The following is a 21,988-nucleotide window of genomic DNA, read 5'->3' as shown; positions in this document are numbered from 1 at the left end:
CATCTGAAGGAGTGTCGACGTGACCTTACTTTTTCGTCCTGCCCTCGTGGCGCTGTGCGTGCTGCCGGTCCTGCTCGCCGGTTGCGCGAACCTGCCCGGCATGAAGCAAGATGCCGTCACGGCCGACCTCAGTGCGGACAAGCCCCCGGCGCCGGTGCCGCCGTACCATCCGCCGGACGAGACCAAGCCGATCACGATCCAGCAAGGCACCAAACCGCGCACCGATTCCGTGTTGACGCCGGGGACGGGGCAGTTCGTCAATCCGGCTGCGGCGAGCGTGCCGAAGTCCGCCGGCGCGGCCGCGGCTTCGGGCGAAATCACGTTCAACTTCGAGAACCTGCCGATCCAGGCGGTGGTGCAGAACATCCTCGGCGGCCTGCTCAACGAGAACTACACGGTTTCGCCCGCGGTGACCGGCAACGTCACCTTCTCCAGTTCCAAGCCGGTGGGCATCGACCAGGCGATGCCGATCCTCGAGATGCTGCTCGCATGGACGAACAACGCGCTCGTGCGCAAGCAGGGGCGCTATGAAGTCGTGCCGATCAAGGATGCCGTCGCCGGCAGCCTGAGCCCGAACCTGTACGCGGTGAAAGCCGTGCCCGGCTATCAGGTGCGCGTGTTTCCGCTCAAGTACATCGCGCCGAAGGAGATGGAGAAACTGCTCAAGCCCTACGCCAAGCCCGAGGCCATCGTGTCCGCGGACAACGCGCGCTCGATGATCGTCATGGCGGGCACGCCTTTCGAATTGCAGAACTACGAGCGCACGATCAACATCTTCGACGTCGACTGGTTGCGCGGCATGTCGGTCGGCGTGATCGGCCTGCGCAACATGGAAGTCGCCAAGCTCATGCCCGAGCTCGACAAGATGTTCGGCGACAAGGCCGAGACGCCGGTCGCCGGCATGTTCCGCTTCATTTCGATGGAGGCCACCAACTCCATCGTCGTCATCACGCCTCAGCCGGATTACCTCAAGCGCGCGCAGGAATGGATCTACCGCCTCGACCTCGGTGTCGGCGAGAACGGCACCCAGCTCTACGTCTACGACGTGAAGAACGTGAAGGCCGTGGACCTGTCCGATCACCTGAATGCGATCTTCACCGGCAGGAGCAGCGGCACCACGACGAAGAGCAACTCCGGCAACACCGCGCCGGGCCTGCGCGGCAGCAACATCGGTGGTTCGCTGTCGAGCGGCATCGGCAGCGGCGCGATGAGCATCAACAACCAGCAGCGTCAGCCCACGTCCAACCTCACCACGACGGGCAACGGTACGCCGCTCGCAGGCAGCAACAAGGAGACCGACATCCGCATCACGCCGATCGAGGAGAACAATCAGTTGCTCGTCATGGCCACGCCGGGCGAATACGACTCCATTCTCGCCGCGATCCGCCGTCTCGATGTGCATCCGCTGCAGGTGCAGATCGAGGCGAAGGTGCTCGAGGTGAAGCTGACCGGCGAACTCAGCCTTGGCGTGCAATGGTGGTTCGACGGCCTGATCAACCAGAACACCGGCACCTCGAACGCGAGTACGGGTTACACCTACGGTTCCGGGTATACCGGCAACCTCGGCGACCGGCATCGCTCCTCGCTCGGCGGCGGCGGCACCGCCTTGCCTTCCAACTCGAACGGCGCGGGTCTGTTCTACTCGTTCCTCAATAAGAACTTCCAGGTCGCCATCAACAGCCTGCAGACCAGCGGCACGGCGAAGACGCTGTCCGCGCCGTCGCTGGTCGTGCTCAACAACCAGCAGGCCAGCATCACCGTCGGCGACCAGATTCCGATCACCACCACCTCGATCCTCTACGGCACGACGACGACGACCGGAACCAGCAGCACCGTCGGTTCGACCTCCTACGTCAGCACCGGCACCACGCTGCAGATCACGCCGCGCGTCAATCCGGGCGGTCTGGTCTACATGGACGTGGCGCAAGAAATCACCACCCCGGGCGCGACCACGGCCGGCACCAACCCGCCGATCAGCCAGCGCGACCTGACCACGCAGATCGCGGTGCAGAGCGGGCAGACCGTGCTCTTGGGCGGCCTGATCCGCGAGGACAACAGCAAATCGGATACCGGCGTTCCGCTGCTCAGCAGCGTGCCGGTCCTCGGCAACCTGTTCAAGACCCAGGACAACACGCGCACGCGCACCGAGATCATCGTGCTGATCACGCCACGCGTGATCTACAACGCCGAGGACGCGCAGACGATCACCCAGGAATACCAGGACAAGTTCGAATCGCTCGCGCCGTTGCGCGCAAAGCAGAAAACGCAGAAAACCGGGACGACGCAGGACGACGAGCACGGTGCGGTCGTCACCCCGCTTCCCGCTTCCGAATCGACGTCGATCGAGAAAACCAGACAATGATGAACAACATGAACAGAATGAAAACCTTGATTCTCACCTGCGGCATCGGCGTCTCGCTGCTCGCTGCGGTCGGATGCAGCAAGAAGGATCCGGCGGAGATCGTGCGCCAGCGCGCAGTCGAGCGCTGGGAACTGCTTGCCGGGAAACACTCCGTCAAGGCCTACGATTACCTGAGTCCAGGTTATCGTTCCACGCACACACTCGAACAATACGTCGCCTTCGTCACCACTTCCCGCGTGCAATGGAAATCGGCCAAGGTCGACGCCGTGCAGTGCGAGGAAGACGTGTGCACGGCCAAACTCACCGTCGTCTCCATGTTGCCGGGAACGGTGCTGCAACGCCCGAGCGACATGGAGTATCCGGCTGCCGTCGTCGAGAAATGGATCTTGAGCGAGGGGCAATGGTATTTCCTGCCGAAATCGAAAGTCGACGCGAAGGGTATTGCCGAGCAGGCCGAAGCCAAACCGGCGGCGCAGGCGCCGCAATCCGTTCCGCCCGCGCAGACGCCGCCCGCCGGCGATCAGGACAAGAACTAGGGAAGCGTCGTCATGCTTCGCTTATTGCGCCCTGCCCGGGCTTCGCATGGCCCGGGAACGACGATTTGCCCCTCCTCGGTCCCCGAAAAATAATTGTGATTTGGGAGTTGCACAGGTTGTTTGAATGTCGTAAGCTTGGAGCGCTGTTGCTTGGACTCGTCGGGACTTCCCAAAAGGGGGTACGAATGGGCGGGCCGGCAAAAACATAAGCCCTGTGACCGAAAGGAGTTAGTAATGAAAAGAACCAGTCTCACGACTGCCGTCATCGCCGGTATCGCCGGCGTGGCAGGCATCTCCAACATGGCAAGCGCCGTCTACCTGAACCAGGACGGTCTCGGCCAAGTCCTCATCTACCCCTACTACACCGTTCGTGGCGACAACACCACGCTGCTGACCGTCGTCAACACGACGGCGCAAGGCAAGGCCGTCAAGGTGCGCTTCCTCGAAGCGTACGACAGCCGCGAAGTGCTCGACTTCAACCTGTATCTGTCGCCGCACGACGTGTGGACGGCGGGCGTGGTTCCGGTCGGCGACGGCGCCGGCGTGTGGACCAACGACAACAGCTGCACGGTCCCGACCGTTCCGACGGGTAGCGCGGCCAATGCCTATCCGTTCCAGACCTACGCCTACGACGGCACGATCGGAGACACCGACGGTGGCCCGACCGACGTGGATCGCACGAACGAAGGTTACGTCGAACTGATCGAAATGGGCACCGTGGTCAATACGGACGACGGCAGCCTGGCGGCGATCACCCATAGTGCGGGCGTTCCGGCCAACTGCGCCAAGGTCAACGCGGCGTGGGGCGACGGCGGCTACTGGGCGACCTCCGCGACCGCGGACATCGCTGCGCCGACCGGCGGCCTGTTCGGCGACGGTGCGATCATCAACGTTCCGGGTGGCACGATCAGCGGCTACGCGGCCGATGCGATCGACCAGTTCTACGTCATTGCCAACCACACTGCGCCGGGTTCGTTGCAGCCGTCGATCGCCTCGGCGACGTCGACCACGAGCTACGTGTTCGCCCCGAGCCCGTCCTCGACCACGCCGACCTTGGTCACCACGACCTACGCGGCGGGTATCGACGCGGTCAGCTCGCTGTTCACGGCCGACTGGATCTACAACGAGTACTGGACCGCCGGCGGCACCGCAGCCAACTCCGAGTGGGTGGTCACGTTCCCGACCAAGCGTTTCTATGTCGATCCGGACCAGACTGGCGGTGTAGCCTACCAGCCGTTCGACGCCGTGTTCGATGGCGTGTCCTGCGCCCCGATCACCCTGGCCACGTACGATCGCGAGGAAAAGTCGCCGGTCGGCACGGTGAACTTCTCGCCGTCCCCGACCCACGGCAATTCGCTGTGCTACGAGGCCCAGGTCGTCGCGTTCAACCAGGGTACCGTCAAGCCGGGCGTGGCAAGCGCCGTGCTCGACTCGGTGCTGGCGACCAACATCCCGGTTCCGAGCAACAACGGCTGGGTGGGCATCGACCTGTACGATGGGGCGACCAGCACGCACTATCTGCCGGCGACGTACACCACTGCCGGTGCCAACGTGTTCCGCGGCCTGCCGGTCACCGGTTTCTGGGTGGCCAACTTGGTCAACGGCAACGTGGACGGCGTGCTGTCGAACTACTCGGCGCTGTTCCGTCACAAGCTGCACCGCGTCTGCGCGTACGCCAACGGCACGGCGGCTTGCTCCTGACCGGTTGAGGACAGGCGTCAAGCAGCAACTCGAACAAAGGGGAGCTTGCTCCCCTTTGTTTTTTTCATGGATAAAAAGAAATCAACGGACTGACGGCGTCATTTCGCTACCGCCCGGTTTTCCACAACACGTTGTCGACGATTTCCAAATTTCCTGCGTAGTGAGAAAAATATGATGAATATGCTGAAAAAACTCGGTTCCACTGCATCGGTGCTGTTGCTCGCTTCCACGGCGCCCGTTCATGCCATCACCACCACCACCTATTCGAGTCCCGTCACGATCACTGTCGGCAACTGTACCCTCAGCGTCACGTCGCTGATCGATAGCGGCAATGGCACCATAACCGCCACCGGCAGCGACAGCTGCGACACGAGTTCCAGCGGCAACAAAACCGCAGCTGCGAGCGTGACCATCTCTCCGTCGACGTATACACTCGGTTCGTCGGGTACGCCAACGATCACCATCACCAACAGCTCGGCGGCCGCGCTGACGTGCACGTTCGGTGCGTCGAGCGGTACCGAGGCCCTTGCCGTCTCCTCGACCAGCCTCAGTGTCGCCGCCAACGGCGCGGGCAGCGTGACGACCGGCACGCCGACGACGGCCGGCACCGACACGTTCACGCCCACCTGCACGACGGCCACGTCGGGATACAACACGGCGGTTACGCTCTCGCCGGCTTCGGTGGCGCTGACGGTCGTTGCCGGGTCGACTACCACCACCGGTTGTTCCGCCACCCAGACGGCAACCGTCGGCAGCAAAACCTTGACCCGCCAGTGCAGCGGTACGATGTCGGTTTATCCGGGGCCGATCAACACCTACAGCGGTGCGTTGACCGACCTCGGCACCGTGCTGAACGGCACGACGTTCCCGAAGTTCGGCTATTCGGGCTATTCGCCGACGTTCACGATCGCTTCCGGTTCCTACATCGCGTTGGCTTTCACGCCGACGACCACGGGTACCGTTCAGTTGTCCGCGAACACGAGCTATGGCGACGGCGGCATCATTTCCCTGAGCACGGTACCCGGCGCGCTGATCAGTGGACAGACAGGCGTGATTTGCTCGCTGACCCGCGGAGGTTCCAACAGTCTGGCATTCGGCACTTCTTCCGGTTGCACGGTGCAGGTGGGCACGACGTATTACGTCAACATGACCGATATGGACACGTCGGGCAATTACCTCTGCTATAGCGGCAGCAAGAACACGTGCTCCACGTCGCTGCTGGCCTATACGGTGTACGTCTCGAACTAAACCACGCCCGTCGTGGTCTTTGTTGGGCTGTTCCGGCGCGCTCCCGCCGGAACGCAACGAAGCCCCGGCCGGAGTTTGCGGATCCCGATGTATGTTCAAAGGCCGGATCGTTCCGGCCTTTGTTTTTGTGAGGCAAATCCATGTCGAAAATGTTTTACGGTGCGGCGTTCGCACTGCTGTGCCTGACCTGCGGCGCGGTGCATGCGGATGGCAATGAAGAAATCGTGCGACAGGGCGATGCGGCGGTGACCCTGAGCGACGTCGAGGGTTTCCTGCAGCAGATGCCGGAAGATCGCCGGCTCGGCTATCTCGGCAGCCCCAGGCGCGTTCAGCAGATGCTGGTCGGCATTCTGCGCGACAAGCAACTCGCCCATCAGGCCGAGACGATGAAACTCGACCAGAACCCGGACATCCAGGCCGAGATCGCCTACTCGCGCAACCAGATTCTCGCCAAGGCGCGGTTGGACGCTTTCGTGGCCGGATTGAAGATTCCCTCGATGGAGGCGGCGGCGAAGGAGCAATATCTCGCGCACAAGGTCGACTACGCGACCCCGGAGAACGTCGACGTCAAGCACGTGTTGATCTCGACGAAGAACCGCACCGACGCTGAAGCCAGGGAGCTGGCAGACAAAGTGCATGCCGAGGCAGTGGCCAATCCGGCGGACTTCGACAATCTGATCCAGAAATATTCCGAGGACCCGTCCAAGTCGAGCAATATCGGCATGATCCGCGGCGCCACCTCCAACCGAATGGCCAGGGAATTCGCCGCGGCGGCGAAGAACCTGAACACGGTCGGCGAGATTTCGCCGCCGGTGAAGACGATGTTCGGTTATCACATTCTCAAGCTGCTCGACAAACAGCCGGCCAAACAGCAGGACTACGACGCGGTCAAGGCCCAGTTGATCGCCAAACTGAAGAGCGACTACGTCGCCGAACAGCGTGATGCCTTCGTCGCCAAGCTCGACCAAAGCACGCCGAACGTGAACCCGCAGGGCATCCAGGCGTTCCAGCAGCGCTACAAGCTCGACGAGGTGCCGAGCCTCAGCGAGGCGATCAAGGCGGCGCAATCCGGTGTCGCCAACAAATAGGGCCGCCCTTTTTCCATGGGGAAGGAGTTCTCCGTGTTGGCGCGGTTTCGATTCAAGTATCTCCATGCTCGTCATTCCCGCGAAGGCGGAATGCAGTTCTTGATTTTCGCGATGGCAGTGCAAGAACCGGATTCCGGGCTCCGCTTCGCGGCCCCGGAATGACGATGCAGCAAGTCTCATGGCATGCAGGTACTTGAACCAAAAATGCTCTAATCGACGGTTGACGGCATGACGTCCGATACGTTTCCGCCGCGCGGTGCGCGAAAATCGCTGGCGATCGCCGCGCATTTCGTGCGCCGCGAATTGCGCAACCGCTATCTCGGCAGCATCAGCGGCGGTCTGTGGGCATTGTTGCAGCCGCTGATGCAATTGGTGATCTACGGCTTCGTCTGGACCTACGTGTTCAAGATGGCGCGGCCGGAAGATGTGCCGATCGTGCCGTTCCTCGCGCTCGGCGTGTGGCCATGGAACGCGTTCAGCGAGGCGGTGATGCGCTCGGCGACGGCGATCCAGGACAACGCCGGCCTGATCGGCAAGGTCGCCTTTCCGCACGGCGTGCTGGTGTTCGCGGCGAGCAGCGCGAGCTTCCTGCTCCACGGCGTCGGCTTCGTCGTCGTCGTGGTCGCGGTCGAATTGCTCGGCGTTCCGCTGCGGCTCGCGCACCTGCCGTTCGCGTTGCTCGCGTTCGCGCTGTTGTTCGTGCTCGCGCTCGGCTTCGGTTATCTGTTCGCTGCCGTGCAGGTGTTCGTGCGCGACCTCTCGCAGGTGCTCGGACAACTGCTGCCGCTGATGATGTTCACCGCGCCGGTGCTGTACTCGCGCGATTTCCTGCCCGAGCGCTTCCGCCACTGGCTGGACTGGAATCCGTTCACGTTCTATCCCGAGTACCTGCGCGCCGAGTTGCTCGGCACGGGCACGGTCGGCGCGGCCGCGCAATTGGCGGCGTTGGCGCTGGCCGTGGCGGTGTGCGTGCTGGGCTATTCGGTGTTCCACCGCCTCGATCCGCGTTTCGAGGACTTCCTGTGAGCGCGGCAGTCGAACGCGCTGCGAGCGGCGGCGGCGAACGGCTTGCCGTCGCGCGCGATCTGGGCAAGTCCTACCCGATGGTGTTCCGCCCGCGCGACCGTCTGCGCGCGCTCGTCAAGCTGCTCGCCGGTCGCGGCGACATCGACTCGGTGCCGGTGCTGCGCGGCGTCGATCTCGAGGTCGTGCGCGGCGAGTCGCTGGCGTTGATCGGCGAGAACGGCGCCGGCAAGTCGACCCTACTCAAGCTGCTCACCGGCGTGCTGACGCCGACCACGGGCAGCGTCGAAGTGCTCGGCCGCGTCGGCGCGCTGCTCGAACTCGGCGCGGGCTTCCATTCCGAGTACACCGGCCGCGACAACATCGCCATGTCGGCCGCGCTGTACGGACTCGGCGCGGACGAAATGCGCGAGAGGTTGCCCGAAATCGTCGCGTTCGCCGACATCGGCCGCTACATCGACGAGCCGGTGAAGCACTATTCCTCGGGCATGGTCGTGCGTCTGGGCTTTGCCATCGTCGCCGCGCTCAAGCCCGATTTGCTCATCACCGACGAGGTGCTCGCGGTCGGCGACGAGTCGTTCCAGAAGAAATGCGTGCGCTGGATGGAGGACTATCTGGCCGGCGGCGGCACGCTGATCCTCGTCTCGCACAGCATGTATCACGTGCAGAAGCTCTGCCGGCATGCGTTGTGGCTGCGCCAGGGCGAGGTGGCCGCATACGGCGACGTGTTCGACGTGACCCAGGCATACCTGGCCTACCACGAGCGCAAGCTCGCCGGCACGCCGGATCGTGGCACGATCACGGCGCAGGGCATCGAATTCCATCTGCTCGGCTTCGCCGTCAACGGTGCGGACCAGGACACGCCCGTATTCCTCGACCAGGGCGATGCGTTGCGCCTGCGCGCGCGCGTGCGCTCGCGCGACGGTCGCGTGCCGACCGTCGCGTTCGGCATCGCGCGCGCCGACGGCACGCCGGTGTACGGTCTCAGCAGCGAGATGGACGGCGTCGTTCCGCTTCGGCTCGACGCCAATACCTTCGAAGCCGAAATCACGTTCGACGATCCCGGCCTTTTGCCCGGCGCCTACAACGTCAAGGTGCATCCGATGGACACCGAAGGGGTGCGTCTGTTCGACACGATCGAGCGCGGCATCGTCGTGCGCGGCAGCACGCGCGAATTCGGCCTCGTGCGCCTGCGTCATCGCTGGGGTGGTGTGCCGGCGCCGTCCATCGCGCAGAATGGCGTGGAGTCCGAGCCGCCGGGTCCGCCATGACGACAGCGCAATCCGTACCGCCACTGGAGTTCACCGGCGAGCGTTTCACGCCCGAGTGCGTGCGCGAGATCTGGTACGAGCATTGGGCGCGCTATGCGTTCGCGCAGGAGTTCGCGCGCGGCAGGCGCGTGCTCGACGCGGCTTGCGGCGAAGGTTTCGGCAGCGCGCTGCTGGCACGCACGGCGCGCGAGGTGACCGGGCTGGACGTTTCCGCGCAGGCCGTCGCGCACGCGCAGGCGCGCTACGGCAACATGGCGAACCTGCGTTATCGGCAGGGCGACTGCACGCGGCTGGACCTGCCCGCTGCGAGCTTCGACCTCGTCGTCTCGATCGAGACGCTCGAACACGTCGCCGCACAGGAGGACATGGTCGCCGGATTCGCCCGCGTGTTGAGCGAGGACGGCGTGTTCATCGTTTCCTCGCCCGACAAGCGCACCTACAGCGACGCGGGCGGTTTCCGCAACGAGTTCCACGTGCGCGAGCTGTATCGCGACGAACTGCTGGCCCTGTTGCACGCGCATTTTCCCGAGGTGCGCCTGTTCGGGCAGAAGCTGCTGTTCCAGTCCGCGATCTGGGCGCTGGACGAAATCGCGTCGCATGCCGGCTTCGCCGCCGCCACGGCCGAAACGTCCGCCGACGGCGCGACTTTGCTAAAATCCGGCCTGCACTACGATCCGCTGTATTTCATCGCGGTGTGTTCGCGCCGGCCGCTCGGCGAACTGCCGCAGATCGCGCTGTTCGGCGATCGCGCGGAATCGGTGTACCGGCACTACGACCACGAAGTGCGCAAGAACATCGCCGCGGGCGGACGCATCCTCGAACTGGAAGCGCAGGTCCAGGCGCTGCGCGCCGAAATCGAACGATTGCAAGGCGGGGCGGAATCGTAGCGCTGCATTCGCGTGCGATGTCTCATTGATTCGGGAAAACCCTTGAGCTATCAATTCAACTACACCCTGCCGCCGCTCAACGCGGCAGCGCCGAAGATCGATCCCAATGCGCCGACCTATGCTTCCGAGGACGGCCCGGTCGCCTCGTTGTCGAGCCAGGAGTGCATCTTCCAGATCCGTCGCACCGGCGAACCGCACGTGATGACGTTCCAGGTGCTGCAGGCGATGGATCAGTGCCGCGAATTCCGCACGCTGGACGAACACGTCGCGCGCATCCAGTCCACCCAGCCCGCGCTCGCGGACAAGCGCGACGACGTGCGGCGCGTGCTCGAAAGCCTCGTGCAGCGCCAACTGCTCGTCTCCGATGCGGACTTCGTCGAGCGTTTGGCGGCACCGGCCGCGATCGCCCAGGCGCCGATGCGCGCGGTGTTCATCCGCGCCTGCGACCGGCCGCAGCAGCTCGTCCACCTGCTGGCCACGCTTGCCGACTACGAGCGTCGTTTCCGCGCCGGCCGGCGCTACGTGCTGCTCGACGATTCGGTGCTGCAAGCGAGCATCAACGAGCAGCGCGACCTGCTGCGCGAATTCGCGCGCACGACCGGCTGCAAGGTGCATTACATCGGTCATGCCGAACGCGCGAAGATCGTGGAAAAGCTCGTGCGCGAGCTGCCGCAGGCGAAGGCTGCGATCCAGAGCCTGTTCCTGCGCGATAAGAACGCAAGCACGCAGCGCTTCGGCGGCGGCCGCGGCTGGAACATGGCCCTGCTGCTGTCGGCGGGTTCGCGGCTCGCGCTGCTCGACGACGATTTGCGCCTCAATCTCAAGCGGCCGCCGTTCGTGCGGCCCGGCCTCGATCCCAATCCCTCCGCGCCGATGGAAGCGGCGTTCATGGCGAACATGGAGGAAGCGCTCGGCTACGGCGAGGACGTCGACCAGGACCCGTTCGCATTGCATCTCGACGCGTGCGGCCAGATGCTTGGCACGTTGGTGCGCGGCGCTTATCCGCTGTCGCGCCAGGCGCTGCGCGGCATGAATCTATCGCGGCTCGAACTGTTGTCCGCGCCGTCGCGCGTGGTCGCCACCCAGCTTGGCACCTACGGCAGCGCGCGCACCGAAAACGGCCTGTGGCTGTACCGGCTCGAGGGCCGCAGCCGCGACGAGTTCTGGCGTGAGCGCGCGAGCTATCTGCGCAACACCGAGGCACAGCACGTCTGGTTCGGCGTTGCCCAGGCGCAGGCCAAGGAGGTCACCGGCTTCACGCCGTTCACGTTTGACAACAGCATCATGTTGCCGTGCACGAGTCCGGTCGGCCGCGGCGAAGACAGCCTGTGGAGCGCGCTCACGCGTCATGCGCATCCCGACGCGGTCGTGCTCGAGCTGCCCGAGGGCATCGGCCACGTGCAGGAAAGTCCGCGCCAGCGTGCGAACATCACGCGTGGCACCTTCGTGCCGCGCGTCAACATGTTCCTGCGCGACTACGTCCAGCGCCAGTTCGGCCTGTACAAAGCGGCCGATCCGGGCCAGCGCCTGGGCCTGTTCGCCGACGTGCTGCGCGATCTCGCCGGAGCGACTGGGCAGGAACGCATTGCGAACCTGCGCGAATACATGGGCTACGTCCGTGCCGACCTGATCGACCGCATGCAGCACCAGATCGAGGCGGCGACCGAGGCGCCGGTCTACTGGCAGGCCGACGCGCGCGCGATCGTCGAAAGCAACGCCAAGGCCTTGCTGGCGAAAGCGCCGCCGCGCCTGAGCGAATGGCCGGACGACATCGACGATACGGGTTGCGCCGACGCGCTGGTCGGAGAGTTGAACGGCATGGCCGACGCGCTCGAGCACTGGCCGGCGCTCTGGCGCCACGCGGCCGAGCAGGGCGAAAAACTGCTCGGCGCGCTGTAGCCATTCCCGCCCGTGGTCGATCCACGCGAAGGCGCCACGGCTGCGGACGACCTCACCAGCGTCGTCGTCGTCACCGCCGACAGTGGCGAGGGCACGGGCGAATGCCTCGCCGCGGCGCTCGCCGGCACGGCGGCGACTGAAATCATCGTCGTCGACAACGACTCGCATGACGGCGGCATCGAGCGCGTCGCCGCGCGTTTCGCGCACGTCGGCGAAGTGCGCATTGTATACAATGGGAAAAATCTCGGGTTCGGCGCGGCCTGCAATCGCGGCGCCGCGCTGGCGAACGGCGACGCTGTCCTGCTGCTCAATCCCGACGTCATCGTCGGCGCCGACACGATCGCGCGGCTGCGCGCCGTGCTCGATGCCGAACGGCGCATCGGCGTGGTCGGCGCATTGCAGGTCGACCCGCACGGGCGCATCGATCCGGCCTCGCGCCGGCGCGATCCGCTGCTTCGGCGCGCTTTGGCGAGCACGTTCGGACTTGCCCGTTTCGCTGCGCGCTGGCCCGCGCTGGCTGGCGTCGACCTGCCGTGGAACGAGCCCGCGCCGGCCGTCGAAACGGTCGATGCCGTCTCCGGCGCGCTCATGCTGCTGCCGTGCGCCGTTTTCGAATCGGTCGGCGGTTTCGACGAAGGCTATTTCCTGCACTGCGAGGACCTCGACCTCTGCCGCCGCGTGCGCGACGCGGGTTTCCGCGTCGTCTGCGCCAACAAGGTGCGTGTCGTCCACGGCAAGGGCGGATCGAGCCGGCATCGCCCGGTGTTCGTCGCCTGGCACAAGCGGCGCGGCATGTGGCGCTGGTTCCGCAAGTTCGATCCGGCCGCGCGCAATCCGTTGCTGCGCGCGCTGGTCTGGTGCGGAATCTGGACGGCGTTCGTCGCGAGCGTGCCGCTATTGCTGCTGAGCCGCCGCCGCGTCGCGCGCGCGCCGTAGCACGGCCAGGTTCTCGCGCAGGCCGGCGTGTTCCGGCAACTGGCGCAGCGCCTGGGTCAGCAAGGTTTCCGCGCGATCAAGATTGCCGCCGCGCAGGTTCGCCATGCCGGCGAGATTGAGCGCATTGATGTCGTCGGGCCGCGCGGCGAGCGCGCGTTCGAGATAGTCGAGCGCGCCTTTCGGATCCTTTTCGCGCAGATACTGTTGGCCGACGTACAGCAGGATTTCCGGTTGGGCGAGCAGCGGCTTGAAGAATTCCGCCCATTTGCGATGCAGCCTGGCGTGGAACAGCGCATGTTGCGCGTCGTCCGAATTACCGCCGCGGCCGGCGCCGGATTCGCCGACGTATGCATTCCAGACGCAGGTGGTCGCGTCGACGAACTGGAAGTCGCAGCGCGTGGCGCAGTTGATGAAGAAGTCGTGATCCTCGTAGACCGGGAAGTCGGGATCGAAACGCGCGCCTTCGTCGACCAGGCTGCGGTGGAACAGCGTGGCGGCCGGATGCGAACGGTTCTGGTAATACAACTGCACGGGGAAGCTCGGGAAGCCGACGAAGCCGATCGGTTTCCCGTCCTCGTCGTCGACGCGCGCGCGCGAATAGAGGACGCGTGCCGCCGGTGCGCGCGGCGCCGCCAGCAGCGTGGCGACGTGGGCCGGCAGCAACTCGTCGTCGTCGTCGAGAAAATTCAGCCATTCGCCGCGCGCCGCGTCGAGGCAGGCATTGGCGGCCTCGGGGCGCGGCAGCGTGCGGTCGGGCTGCGGATAGACCAGGCGCAGCGGGCGCCCGTTCCACGTTTCCGGCAGCGCGCGGTGGCGGCTGCCACAGGCTGCGACCACCACGATTTCGAGGTTGGGCCAGGTTTGCGCCGCCGCGGAATCGAGTGCGCGGACCAGCGTTGCGCGGTCCATGCTGCGGATCAGGATCGAGACGAGCGGCATGCCGTCGTGGGTGCCCTGCGTGGCGACGGCGGTTGTCGCTTCGCGTTGGCGCAGATGCCGGACCTGTTCGAAGCAGGCGCGTGCACTCGCCTCGTCGCCGTTTTGCCGGTACTGCTGTCCGGCGAAGTGCACGGCCTCGGCATCGGCGAGCCAGCGGCGGAACGCCGGGTCCCATTTGCGCCGGATCTTTTGCAGGCTTTCGGTACGCTGCACAGCGTCGTTGTTCGCGCCGAAGCCGCAGCCCGAATCGCCGGCCTGCGCATGCCAGAGGCAGGTGGCTGCGTCGACGTAGGCGAACCCGCTGCGCGTCGCGCAGGCGACCTGGAAGTCGTGATCCTCGTGCACGGCGAAATCCGCATCGAAGCGTGCGCCTTCGTCGACGAGGCCGCGATGGAACAGCAGCGCGCAAGTCGTCGCGCGGCTGTGGAAGTACAGTTGCACATGGTTGCCGGCGTGGCTGACATGGCCCAGGGTGTGGCCCTGCGCGTCGACGACACGCGTACGCGAGAACGCGACGCGCTCGTCGCCCGCGCGCGCCGCGGCGAACAACATGGCGAGATGGTTCGGCAGCAGTTCGTCGTCGTCGTCGAGGAAGTTGAGCCATTCGCCGCGCGCCGCGGACAGCGCCAGGTTCGCCGCTTCCGGTCGCGGCAGGCGGCGATCGGGCTCGGGAAAGACCAGGCGCAACGGCCGGCTTTTCCACGCATCCGGCAAGGGCCGGTGCGCCGCGCCGCAGGCGGCGACGACGACGATCTCGAGGTTGGGCCACGTCTGCGCCGCGGCCGAGTCGAGCGCGCGCGCGAGCGTCGGTCGATCCATGCTGCGGACCAGGATCGAGATGAGCGGCGGCGCAGGTGACGATGTGCCCGCATCCGAAAGTGCGGCCAGGGGTGCCCGCTTTTCGAACTTCGCGGTCAAGGGCGAACGCACCGATATCGGTTGATTTCGTCGCGTAGCGCACGCGTCGCCGCGCGCGCCATTTCGGCGAAATCCTCGCCGCCGCCGGCATAGAGGATCGCGCGCGACGAGCTGACGAGCAGCCCGTGGCCGCCCTCGGCCGTACCATTGCGCACGACGGCTTCGACGTCGCCGCCTTGCGCGCCGATGCCGGGCACGAGGATCGGCATGTCGCCGACCAGGGCGCGCACCTGGGCAAGCTGCTCCGGCCAGGTCGCGCCGACGACGAGGGCGCAGTTGCCGTTCGCGTTCCAGTCGCGCGCGATCTTCTCTGCGACATGCTGGTACAGCGGCAGGGTTGCGCCTGTGGGCGTCTGGACGGTCAGGTCCTGCAAGTCCGCGGCACCCGGATTGGACGTGTGGCAGAGCAGGACAACGCCCTTGTCCGCGCGGTCGAGAAACGGCTGCACGGAGTCGCGGCCGAGGTACGGGTTCAGCGTCGCCGCGTCGGCGCCGTAGCGGTCGAATGCTTCCGCGGCATAGTGCTGCGCGGTCGAGCCGATGTCGCCACGCTTGGCGTCGAGGATCACCGGTACGCCGGGGTGCGCGGCGTGGACGTGCGCAATCAGACGTTCGAGCGCGTCTTCCGCGCGCTGCGCGGCGAAGTGGGCGATCTGCGGCTTGAACGCGCAGACCAGGTCGGCGGTCGCATCGACGATCGCGCGGCAGAACGCGAAGATCGCATCGGGCCGGCCGCGCAGGTGAGCAGGAAACTTCGCCGGCTCCGGATCGAGGCCGACACAGACCATCGTCCCGGCGTTTTGCCAGCGAGCCTCGAGTGCATCGATGAATTGCATTAGACTTTCCTTTGCATGCAGGTTCCCATTTTACTCGAACGGCCGATCAGGCCCGGAGAAAGAGGATGCGCGACACCGTCGATTTGCGCCGCCGCAGACTGATTGCGCAGGCAGGAACGATAGGCGTGGCGGCTACGTTGGCGCCTGTCTGCCTGCGCGCCGATGAAAGCGCGGCACAGGCCGAGCTGGCGCTTGCGCAGACGGCGCATGGGCGCGAAATCCCGCCGCATCTGATCGGTCTTTCCTACGAGGCGCGGCACCTGCTCGATGCCGGATTGTTCTCGCCGAAGAACACCGACCTGATCGCGTATTTCCGCACGCTCAATCCGCGCGGCATCCTGCGCATCGGCGGCAACACCAGCGATTTCGCCGTGTGGAGCGAATATCGCGGCGAGTTGCCGGCTGCCGCGGATGCGAAAGAAAAAGCAGGGCATCACCGCTATGCGATCACGCCTGCGCAGATCGAGGATCTTGCCGGCTTCGCGCGGGCGACCGGTTGGCGCGTGATCTTCGGCGTGAATCTCAAGATCGACGTGCCGCCGATGGCCGCGCAGCTTGCGGCCGAGGTGCAACGGCGCCTCGGCGAAAATCTGCTCGCAATCCAGATCGGCAATGAACCGAACAATTTCAGGAATGCGGCGCGGAAAGAAATTTCGTTCGACGAATATCTCGCGTTGTGGAAACGCTCGGCGCGCGCGGTGCGCGAGGCGGTGCCCGGCATTGCGTTGGCCGGACCCGACACGGGCGCGAACACGGACTGGGTGTTGCGCTTCGCCGCCGAAGTGGACGGCATCGTGGCGTTGTCGCGGCATTACTATCGTGGCGGCGCCGACGATGCGGGGACGACCATCGCCGACCTGCTTTCCGGCGACGCGAATTTCGTCGGCGACGTGGCAAGCATGGCCGTAGCGGACGGCAAGCGCAACTTGCCGCTGTATCTGAGCGAGGTCAATTCGTACTGGAGCGGCGGCAAGCTCGGCGTCAGCAATACGCTGGCGTCGGCGCTGTGGGGCGGCGACTTCGCGCTCGCCTGCGCGCAGGCCGGCGCCGACGGCGTGCAGTTCCACGGTGGTCCGCTCGCGGCGCTCGAAATCTCGCTCGATCGCGTGCGTCATCCGGTACTGGGCGAGGGCGACTACAAATCGCGCATCGACGGCATCAGCGGGCGCTACACCGCGATCGCCGGCGATGTGGGCGCCGGTTTCTACGCGCGGCCGCTCTACTACGGCGCGCTGCTCGCAAGGCAGTTTGCCGGCGCGCGCTTCGTCGAGACGTCGTTGAAGGCGAACGGCGTCAATCTAGCCGCGTATGCCGCCGAGCGGGATCGGCGGCGGATGGTCGCGGTGTTCAACAAGGACCTCGCGCGCGACGTGCAATTGCGCATCGCGCTCGGTCGCGCGGCCAGGTCGGCGCAGGTCTGGCGATTGACTGCGCCTGCGATCGACAACGTGCACGAGGTGGCGCTCGCGGGCGCGGAAGTCGACTCGCGTGGCAGATGGTCGCCGAAGCGGATCGAGCGGCTCGTGGTTACCGGCGCGGCCACGAGCCTGCGCGTTCCGCGCGGGAGCGCCGTACTGGTCTTTGCGGAGTAGTTGCCGCTTCTTCTCAAGCCAGCTTGCGATACTTGATCCGGTGCGGCTTCGCCGCTTCCTCGCCGAGGCGGCGCTTCTTGTCTTCCTCGTATTCCTTGTAGTTGCCGGCGAAGAACTCGACGTGCGAATCGCCCTCGAATGCGAGGATGTGGGTGGCGATGCGGTCGAGGAACCAGCGGTCGTGCGAGATCACGAAGGCGTTGCCGGGGAATTCCAGCAGCGCGTCTTCGAGCGCGCGCAGGGTCTCGATGTCGAGGTCGTTGGACGGTTCGTCGAGCAGCAGCACGTTGCCGCCCTGCAGGAGCGTTTTCGCCAGATGCAGGCGGCCACGTTCGCCGCCGGAGAGCTGGCCGACGATCTTCTGCTGGTCGGGTCCCTTGAAATTGAAGCGGCCGATGTAGGCGCGCGACTGGATTTCGATGCCGTTGATGTTGAGGATGTCCGAACCCCCCGAGACCTCCTGGAAGACGCTGTGCTTGCCTTCGAGCTTGTCGCGGCTCTGGTCGACGTAGGCGATCTTCACCGTCTGGCCTTCGACGATTTCGCCCTTGTCGGGCTTTTCCTGGCCGGTGATCATCTTGAACAGCGTGGATTTGCCGGCGCCGTTCGGGCCGATGATGCCGACGATCGCGCCTGGCGGCACCTTGAAGCTCAGGTCGTCGATCAGCAGGCGGTCGCCGAAGGACTTGGACACGCCCTTGAACTCGATCACGTTGTCGCCGAGCCGCTCGCCGGGCGGGATGAAGATTTCGTTGGTCTCGTTGCGCTTCTGGTAGTCGACCGACTGCAGTTCCTCGATGCGCGACAGGCGCGCCTTGCCTTTGCTGCGTCCGCCCTTGGCGTTCTGCCGCGCCCATTCCAGTTCCTTCTGGATCGCCTTCTGCCGCGCTTTCTCGCTGGAAGCTTCCTGTTTCAGGCGCTCGTCCTTCTGCTCGAGCCACGAGGTGTAGTTGCCCTTCCACGGAATGCCGCGGCCGCGGTCGAGTTCGAGGATCCACTCGGCCGCGTTGTCGAGGAAGTAGCGATCGTGGGTGACCGCGACGACCGTGCCCGGGAATTTCTGCAGGAACTGCTCGAGCCATTCGACCGATTCCGCGTCGAGATGGTTGGTCGGCTCGTCGAGCAGGAGCATGTCGGGCTTGGACAGCAGCAGGCGGCACAGCGCGACGCGGCGCTTCTCGCCGCCGGAAAGATTCTTGATCTGCGTGTCCCACGGCGGCAGGCGCAGCGCGTCGGCGGCGACTTCGAGCGTGCGCTCGAGCGTGTGGCCGTCGCCCGCGGCGAGGATCGCTTCGAGGCGCTGCTGCTCGGCGGCGAGCTTGTCGAAGTCCGCGCCTTCCTCGGCGTAGGCCGCGTAGACCTCGTCGAGGCGCTTCTGCGCATCGGTGATCTCGGAGACGCCTTCCTCGACCGATTCGCGCACGGTTTTTTCCGGATCGAGCTGCGGTTCCTGCGCGAGATAGCCGATCTTGATGCCCGGCTGCGGGCGCGCTTCGCCGTTATATTCCGTGTCCACTCCGGCCATGATGCGCAGCACGGTGGACTTGCCCGCGCCGTTGAGTCCGAGCAGGCCGATCTTGGCGCCGGGGAAGAACGAAAGCGAAATGTCCTTGATGATCTCGCGCTTCGGCGGCACGACCTTGGACACACCGATCATGGTGTAGATGTATTGCATGGGGTTTCCGCAGGAGAGGGGTGAATCGACAAACCGAAATTATCGCCGATGCGGCTGACGGTTGCCATTGATTGATATGCGGAACAACGTCTGATGGAACCAGACTCGGCTTGCGCGATTGTCACCTCTCCTTCCGGGTCGAAGCGGACGACAGTCCGCTGAGGTTGAGGCAGGATGCCGAACGGAGCGTGTCGCCGCGCGAAGCGCGACGGGCGAGAGTACGGCAGTGGCGAAGCGTCTGCGGCACGCCCGAACCCTCATCCGCCCGTCCCTCAGCACGCTGTCGCGTGCTTCTACCCTCTCCTGTAGGGAGAAGGGAAAATTTCGCCGGGCTTCGGCTTGTTCTGGCGATGATCCCTGCCAACGAGCTCCACTGCGGCAACAAGGACGGTTTCGCGTAAAGGCGCGGAGATCGCGAAGAAAGACCTTGCGTCGATTTCTTTTCGCGTCTTTGCGCCTTCGCGCGGAATTTATGCCTTCTTGTCACGTACTTGTCATATATCCGGACAAGGATGGAACATTACTTTACATTTTCTAAATTCTCGAATGATTCTCTTTACCGATAATGACGCATGATGGTCTAGGGGGGGACATGTCGGGAGAGCACATGCTGCCGAAATCGAAAATTCCCTGTATCGTCGTATTGTTTGTCGCGGCAAGCGGTCCGGGCCGCGCGCAAGAAGTGTTGCCGGTCGACATCAACGACACCGGCCAGACCACCTGTTTCGTGCCGTCCGGCGATGGTGTCAATGGATCCGTCGCGTGCACCAATGCGGTCGCGGCCGGGCAGGACGGCGCCACCGGGCGCGATGCAACTGCGGATTTGCAGAAAACCCGAAGCGGCGTCGCCGGTTTCGACTTCACGCCGCTGGATGCGGACGGCGTACCGCTGGCTTGGACCGAAACCGTAGGCAACTGCGAGCGCGACAACGTCACCGGTCTGGTCTGGCAGACCGCGGTAAGCGATACGGTGGACTATCAGGTCGCCTACGCGCTGGCGACGGCGGCTAATGCGGCGCAGTTGTGCGGGCGCACGGACTGGTGGTTGCCGATCACCGACGATCTGCTGGGATTGGTCGACTACGGTGCGACCTCTCCGGCTATCGATGCGGATCATTTCCCGGACACGCCGGGCGAATTCTTCTGGACGGCCGATCTCGGCACGGGGGAAACCGCCGGGCGGGTCTGGGTCGTCAATTTCAACGACGGCTTTGCGCATACGGTGACGCTGCGCGAACGCGCGCATGTGCGTCTCGTCGCCGGCGCCCGTTCCGCCGGGACGGTGGCACCCAAGGGGCCGATTATCGGACAACCCATCGCGCTGTTCAGTGACGTGGTCGCCCGGATCGGCGTCTCCACGGCCGCGGCCGACGACACGGCTGCGTCGGCGACCGTGTCGGATTCGCGCACGGGCCTGATGTGGGACACGTGCACGCTCGGCGAAACCGACGCGGACTGCGAGGGAACCGCCTCGCTGCTGGACTGGGCGGACGCGCTCGCTGCGGTTGCCGCGGCCAACGCGGCGAACTGGCGCGGATACAGCGACTGGCGCCTGCCGAACATCAAGGAACTCGACAGCCTGATCGACCGCGGACGCGATGCGCCGGCGATCGACACGGCGGCATTCCCGACGGCGGGCACCGGCATCTACTGGAGTTCCACGACGTACGAGAACAGCGCGGGAATGGCGTGGGGAATGTCGAACCGGCACGGTTATGCTTTCGCCTGGGACAAGTCGACGCTGGCCCGGGTGCGGTTGGTGCGCACGACGGCGGCGGGGCCGTCGTCGTATCCGCTGTTCACGAACAGGACGATACCCGCGGTCGACGTTCTGCCGGTCGCCACGGCGACCCTGCCGACCATCGACATTGTCACCGACGGCGGTGCGCCGATCGTTTCCGAGGACGACTACCTCTCGGCCACGATGACGATCACCAACGTCGACGGCAGCGTGGACTACAGCGGCACGCTGAAAATCAAGGGCCACGGCAACACGACGTGGGGCATGCCCAAGAAGCCCTATCGCATCAAACTCGACTCCAAGGCCAACCTGCTCGGCATGAACAAGAGCAAGAATTGGATCCTGCTCGCCAACTACGACGACAAGACCCTGTTGCGCGATGCGCTGGCGCCGGAACTCGGCAACCGTTTCGGCTTGGCCTGGTCGCCCGCCTCGCAATTCGGCGAACTGACCTTGAACGGCGTCTATGCCGGCACCTACCAGTTGAGCGAGAAGGTGGAGGTCGACGACGACCGCGTCGACATCGACGAACTCGACGCCGAAGACACCGACGCGGACGTCATCACCGGCGGCTATCTGGTGGAGATGGATGTTCGCATCGACCAAGCCGGCGATTGCGACGTATCGTTCCGTTCCGTACTGCTCAACACGCCGTTCTGCATCGACTCGCCGGACTACGCCATACCGCTGGTCGATGCGCAGTACGACTACATCAGCGGTTATGTATCGGATACGGAAAATGCGCTCTATGCCGATTCCTTCGCCGACCCGGACACCGGCTATGCGGCGTGGATCGACGTGGACAGCTACGTCAATTGGTATCTGGTCCAAGAGTTGATGAAAAACATGGATGCGATCGGGGTGGCGGACGTTTTCTTCTACAAGCCGCGCGGCGGCAAGCTGTTCCACGGGCCGTTGTGGGATTTCGACGTTTCCTCCGGCAATTCCAACTACAACTCCAGCTACGGTGCGGGCCCGGCGCCGGAAGGATGGTGGCTGCGCACGAACGGCTTCTGGACTCCACGCATGTTCGAGGATCCGGCTTTCGCCGCGAACACCAGCGCGCGCTGGCAGGCGATCCGCTCGCAACTGGATACGTTGCCGGCATGGCTGGATCAAATGGACGACGCTTTTGGCGATGCTCCTGCGAACAATTTCGTCGCGTGGCCGATCCTCGATTCGCAGGTGTGGCCAAACGGCGTCGTCACCGGCAGTCATCAGGGCGAAGTGGAGTTCCTCAAGGATTGGTTGCGCGAGCGCATCGCCTGGATGGACGCGAACATCGGCGCCGATATCGCCGCATCGTCGAGTACGTCGCAGTAGCGCGTCGCGTCGG

Annotated in this window: 15 protein-coding genes; 12 read left to right on the top strand and 3 right to left on the bottom strand. The window is 65.0% G+C overall.

The window, feature by feature from the left end; genetic code table 11:
• Nucleotides 1–19: 19 nt before the first annotated feature.
• The 10 genes from gspD to QM741_RS03365 all read left to right on the top strand — a co-directional run bounded on the left by gspD (nucleotide 20) and on the right by QM741_RS03365 (nucleotide 12,951).
• Nucleotides 20–2,362, top strand: a complete 2,343-nt coding sequence (gspD, locus tag QM741_RS03410) for a type II secretion system secretin GspD (protein WP_415206334.1) — start codon at nucleotides 20–22, stop codon at nucleotides 2,360–2,362.
• Between the two features lie 8 nt (nucleotides 2,363–2,370).
• Entirely contained in the window at nucleotides 2,371–2,898 is a 528-nt protein-coding gene (locus QM741_RS03405) for a hypothetical protein (protein ID WP_415206333.1), read from the top strand.
• Between the two features lie 234 nt (nucleotides 2,899–3,132).
• Nucleotides 3,133–4,599, top strand: coding sequence for a hypothetical protein (locus QM741_RS03400; RefSeq protein WP_415206332.1), 1,467 nt, complete (start codon nucleotides 3,133–3,135; stop codon nucleotides 4,597–4,599).
• A 174-nt stretch (nucleotides 4,600–4,773) separates the two neighbouring features.
• Complete coding sequence (locus QM741_RS03395) at nucleotides 4,774–5,847, top strand: hypothetical protein (RefSeq protein ID WP_415206331.1); 1,074 nt, start codon at nucleotides 4,774–4,776, stop codon at nucleotides 5,845–5,847.
• A gap of 140 nt (nucleotides 5,848–5,987) precedes the next feature.
• Complete coding sequence (locus QM741_RS03390) at nucleotides 5,988–6,935, top strand: peptidylprolyl isomerase (protein WP_415206330.1); 948 nt, start codon at nucleotides 5,988–5,990, stop codon at nucleotides 6,933–6,935.
• A gap of 228 nt (nucleotides 6,936–7,163) precedes the next feature.
• Nucleotides 7,164–7,961: an ABC transporter permease gene (locus tag QM741_RS03385; protein ID WP_415206329.1), complete on the top strand. Its 798-nt coding sequence runs from the start codon at nucleotides 7,164–7,166 to the stop codon at nucleotides 7,959–7,961.
• Complete coding sequence (locus QM741_RS03380; protein WP_415206328.1) at nucleotides 7,958–9,229, top strand: ABC transporter ATP-binding protein; 1,272 nt, start codon at nucleotides 7,958–7,960, stop codon at nucleotides 9,227–9,229. The genes QM741_RS03385 and QM741_RS03380 overlap by 4 nt, the downstream gene beginning before the upstream one ends.
• Complete coding sequence (locus QM741_RS03375; RefSeq protein WP_415206327.1) at nucleotides 9,226–10,116, top strand: class I SAM-dependent methyltransferase; 891 nt, start codon at nucleotides 9,226–9,228, stop codon at nucleotides 10,114–10,116. Before QM741_RS03380 ends, QM741_RS03375 begins: the two co-directional genes overlap by 4 nt.
• Nucleotides 10,117–10,158: 42 nt before the next feature.
• Nucleotides 10,159–12,015 (top strand): hypothetical protein, encoded by a 1,857-nt coding sequence (locus QM741_RS03370; protein WP_415206326.1) that lies wholly within the window; start codon nucleotides 10,159–10,161, stop codon nucleotides 12,013–12,015.
• A gap of 12 nt (nucleotides 12,016–12,027) precedes the next feature.
• Entirely contained in the window at nucleotides 12,028–12,951 is a 924-nt protein-coding gene (locus QM741_RS03365) for a glycosyltransferase family 2 protein (protein ID WP_415206325.1), read from the top strand.
• On the opposite strand, the gene QM741_RS03360 is transcribed toward QM741_RS03365, so the two are convergent.
• Together QM741_RS03360 and pyrF are read right to left on the bottom strand one after the other, a co-directional pair.
• Nucleotides 12,910–14,709, bottom strand: coding sequence for a glycosyltransferase (locus QM741_RS03360; protein ID WP_415206324.1), 1,800 nt, complete (start codon nucleotides 14,707–14,709; stop codon nucleotides 12,910–12,912). The two genes, QM741_RS03365 and QM741_RS03360, sit on opposite strands and share 42 nt — an antisense overlap.
• 95 nt (nucleotides 14,710–14,804) lie before the next feature.
• Nucleotides 14,805–15,644: an orotidine-5'-phosphate decarboxylase gene (pyrF, locus tag QM741_RS03355; RefSeq protein WP_415206323.1), complete on the bottom strand. Its 840-nt coding sequence runs from the start codon at nucleotides 15,642–15,644 to the stop codon at nucleotides 14,805–14,807.
• 65 nt (nucleotides 15,645–15,709) lie between these two features.
• Here pyrF and QM741_RS03350 point away from each other — a divergent pair, with 65 nt between their 5' ends.
• A complete protein-coding gene (locus tag QM741_RS03350) occupies nucleotides 15,710–17,236 on the top strand; it encodes a hypothetical protein (protein ID WP_415206322.1) in 1,527 nt (508 codons plus the stop codon).
• Nucleotides 17,237–17,249: 13 nt separating this feature from the next.
• Here the strand turns inward: QM741_RS03350 and ettA are convergent, their stop codons facing one another.
• The gene (gene ettA / locus QM741_RS03345) at nucleotides 17,250–18,911 is read right to left on the bottom strand and encodes an energy-dependent translational throttle protein EttA (protein ID WP_415206321.1); all 1,662 of its coding nucleotides are present in this window, start codon (nucleotides 18,909–18,911) and stop codon (nucleotides 17,250–17,252) included.
• A 607-nt stretch (nucleotides 18,912–19,518) separates the two neighbouring features.
• On the opposite strand from ettA, the gene QM741_RS03340 reads away from it, so the two are divergent.
• Nucleotides 19,519–21,975, top strand: a complete 2,457-nt coding sequence (locus QM741_RS03340; RefSeq protein WP_415206320.1) for a DUF1566 domain-containing protein — start codon at nucleotides 19,519–19,521, stop codon at nucleotides 21,973–21,975.
• Nucleotides 21,976–21,988: the final 13 nt, after the last annotated feature.

The sequence above is a fragment of the Rudaea sp. genome (genome assembly GCF_047601565.1).
Classification (GTDB): domain Bacteria; phylum Pseudomonadota; class Gammaproteobacteria; order Xanthomonadales; family Rhodanobacteraceae; genus Rudaea.
The sequence above is the reverse complement of the archived record's forward strand: the minus strand, read 5'-3'. Positions and strand labels throughout refer to the sequence as shown.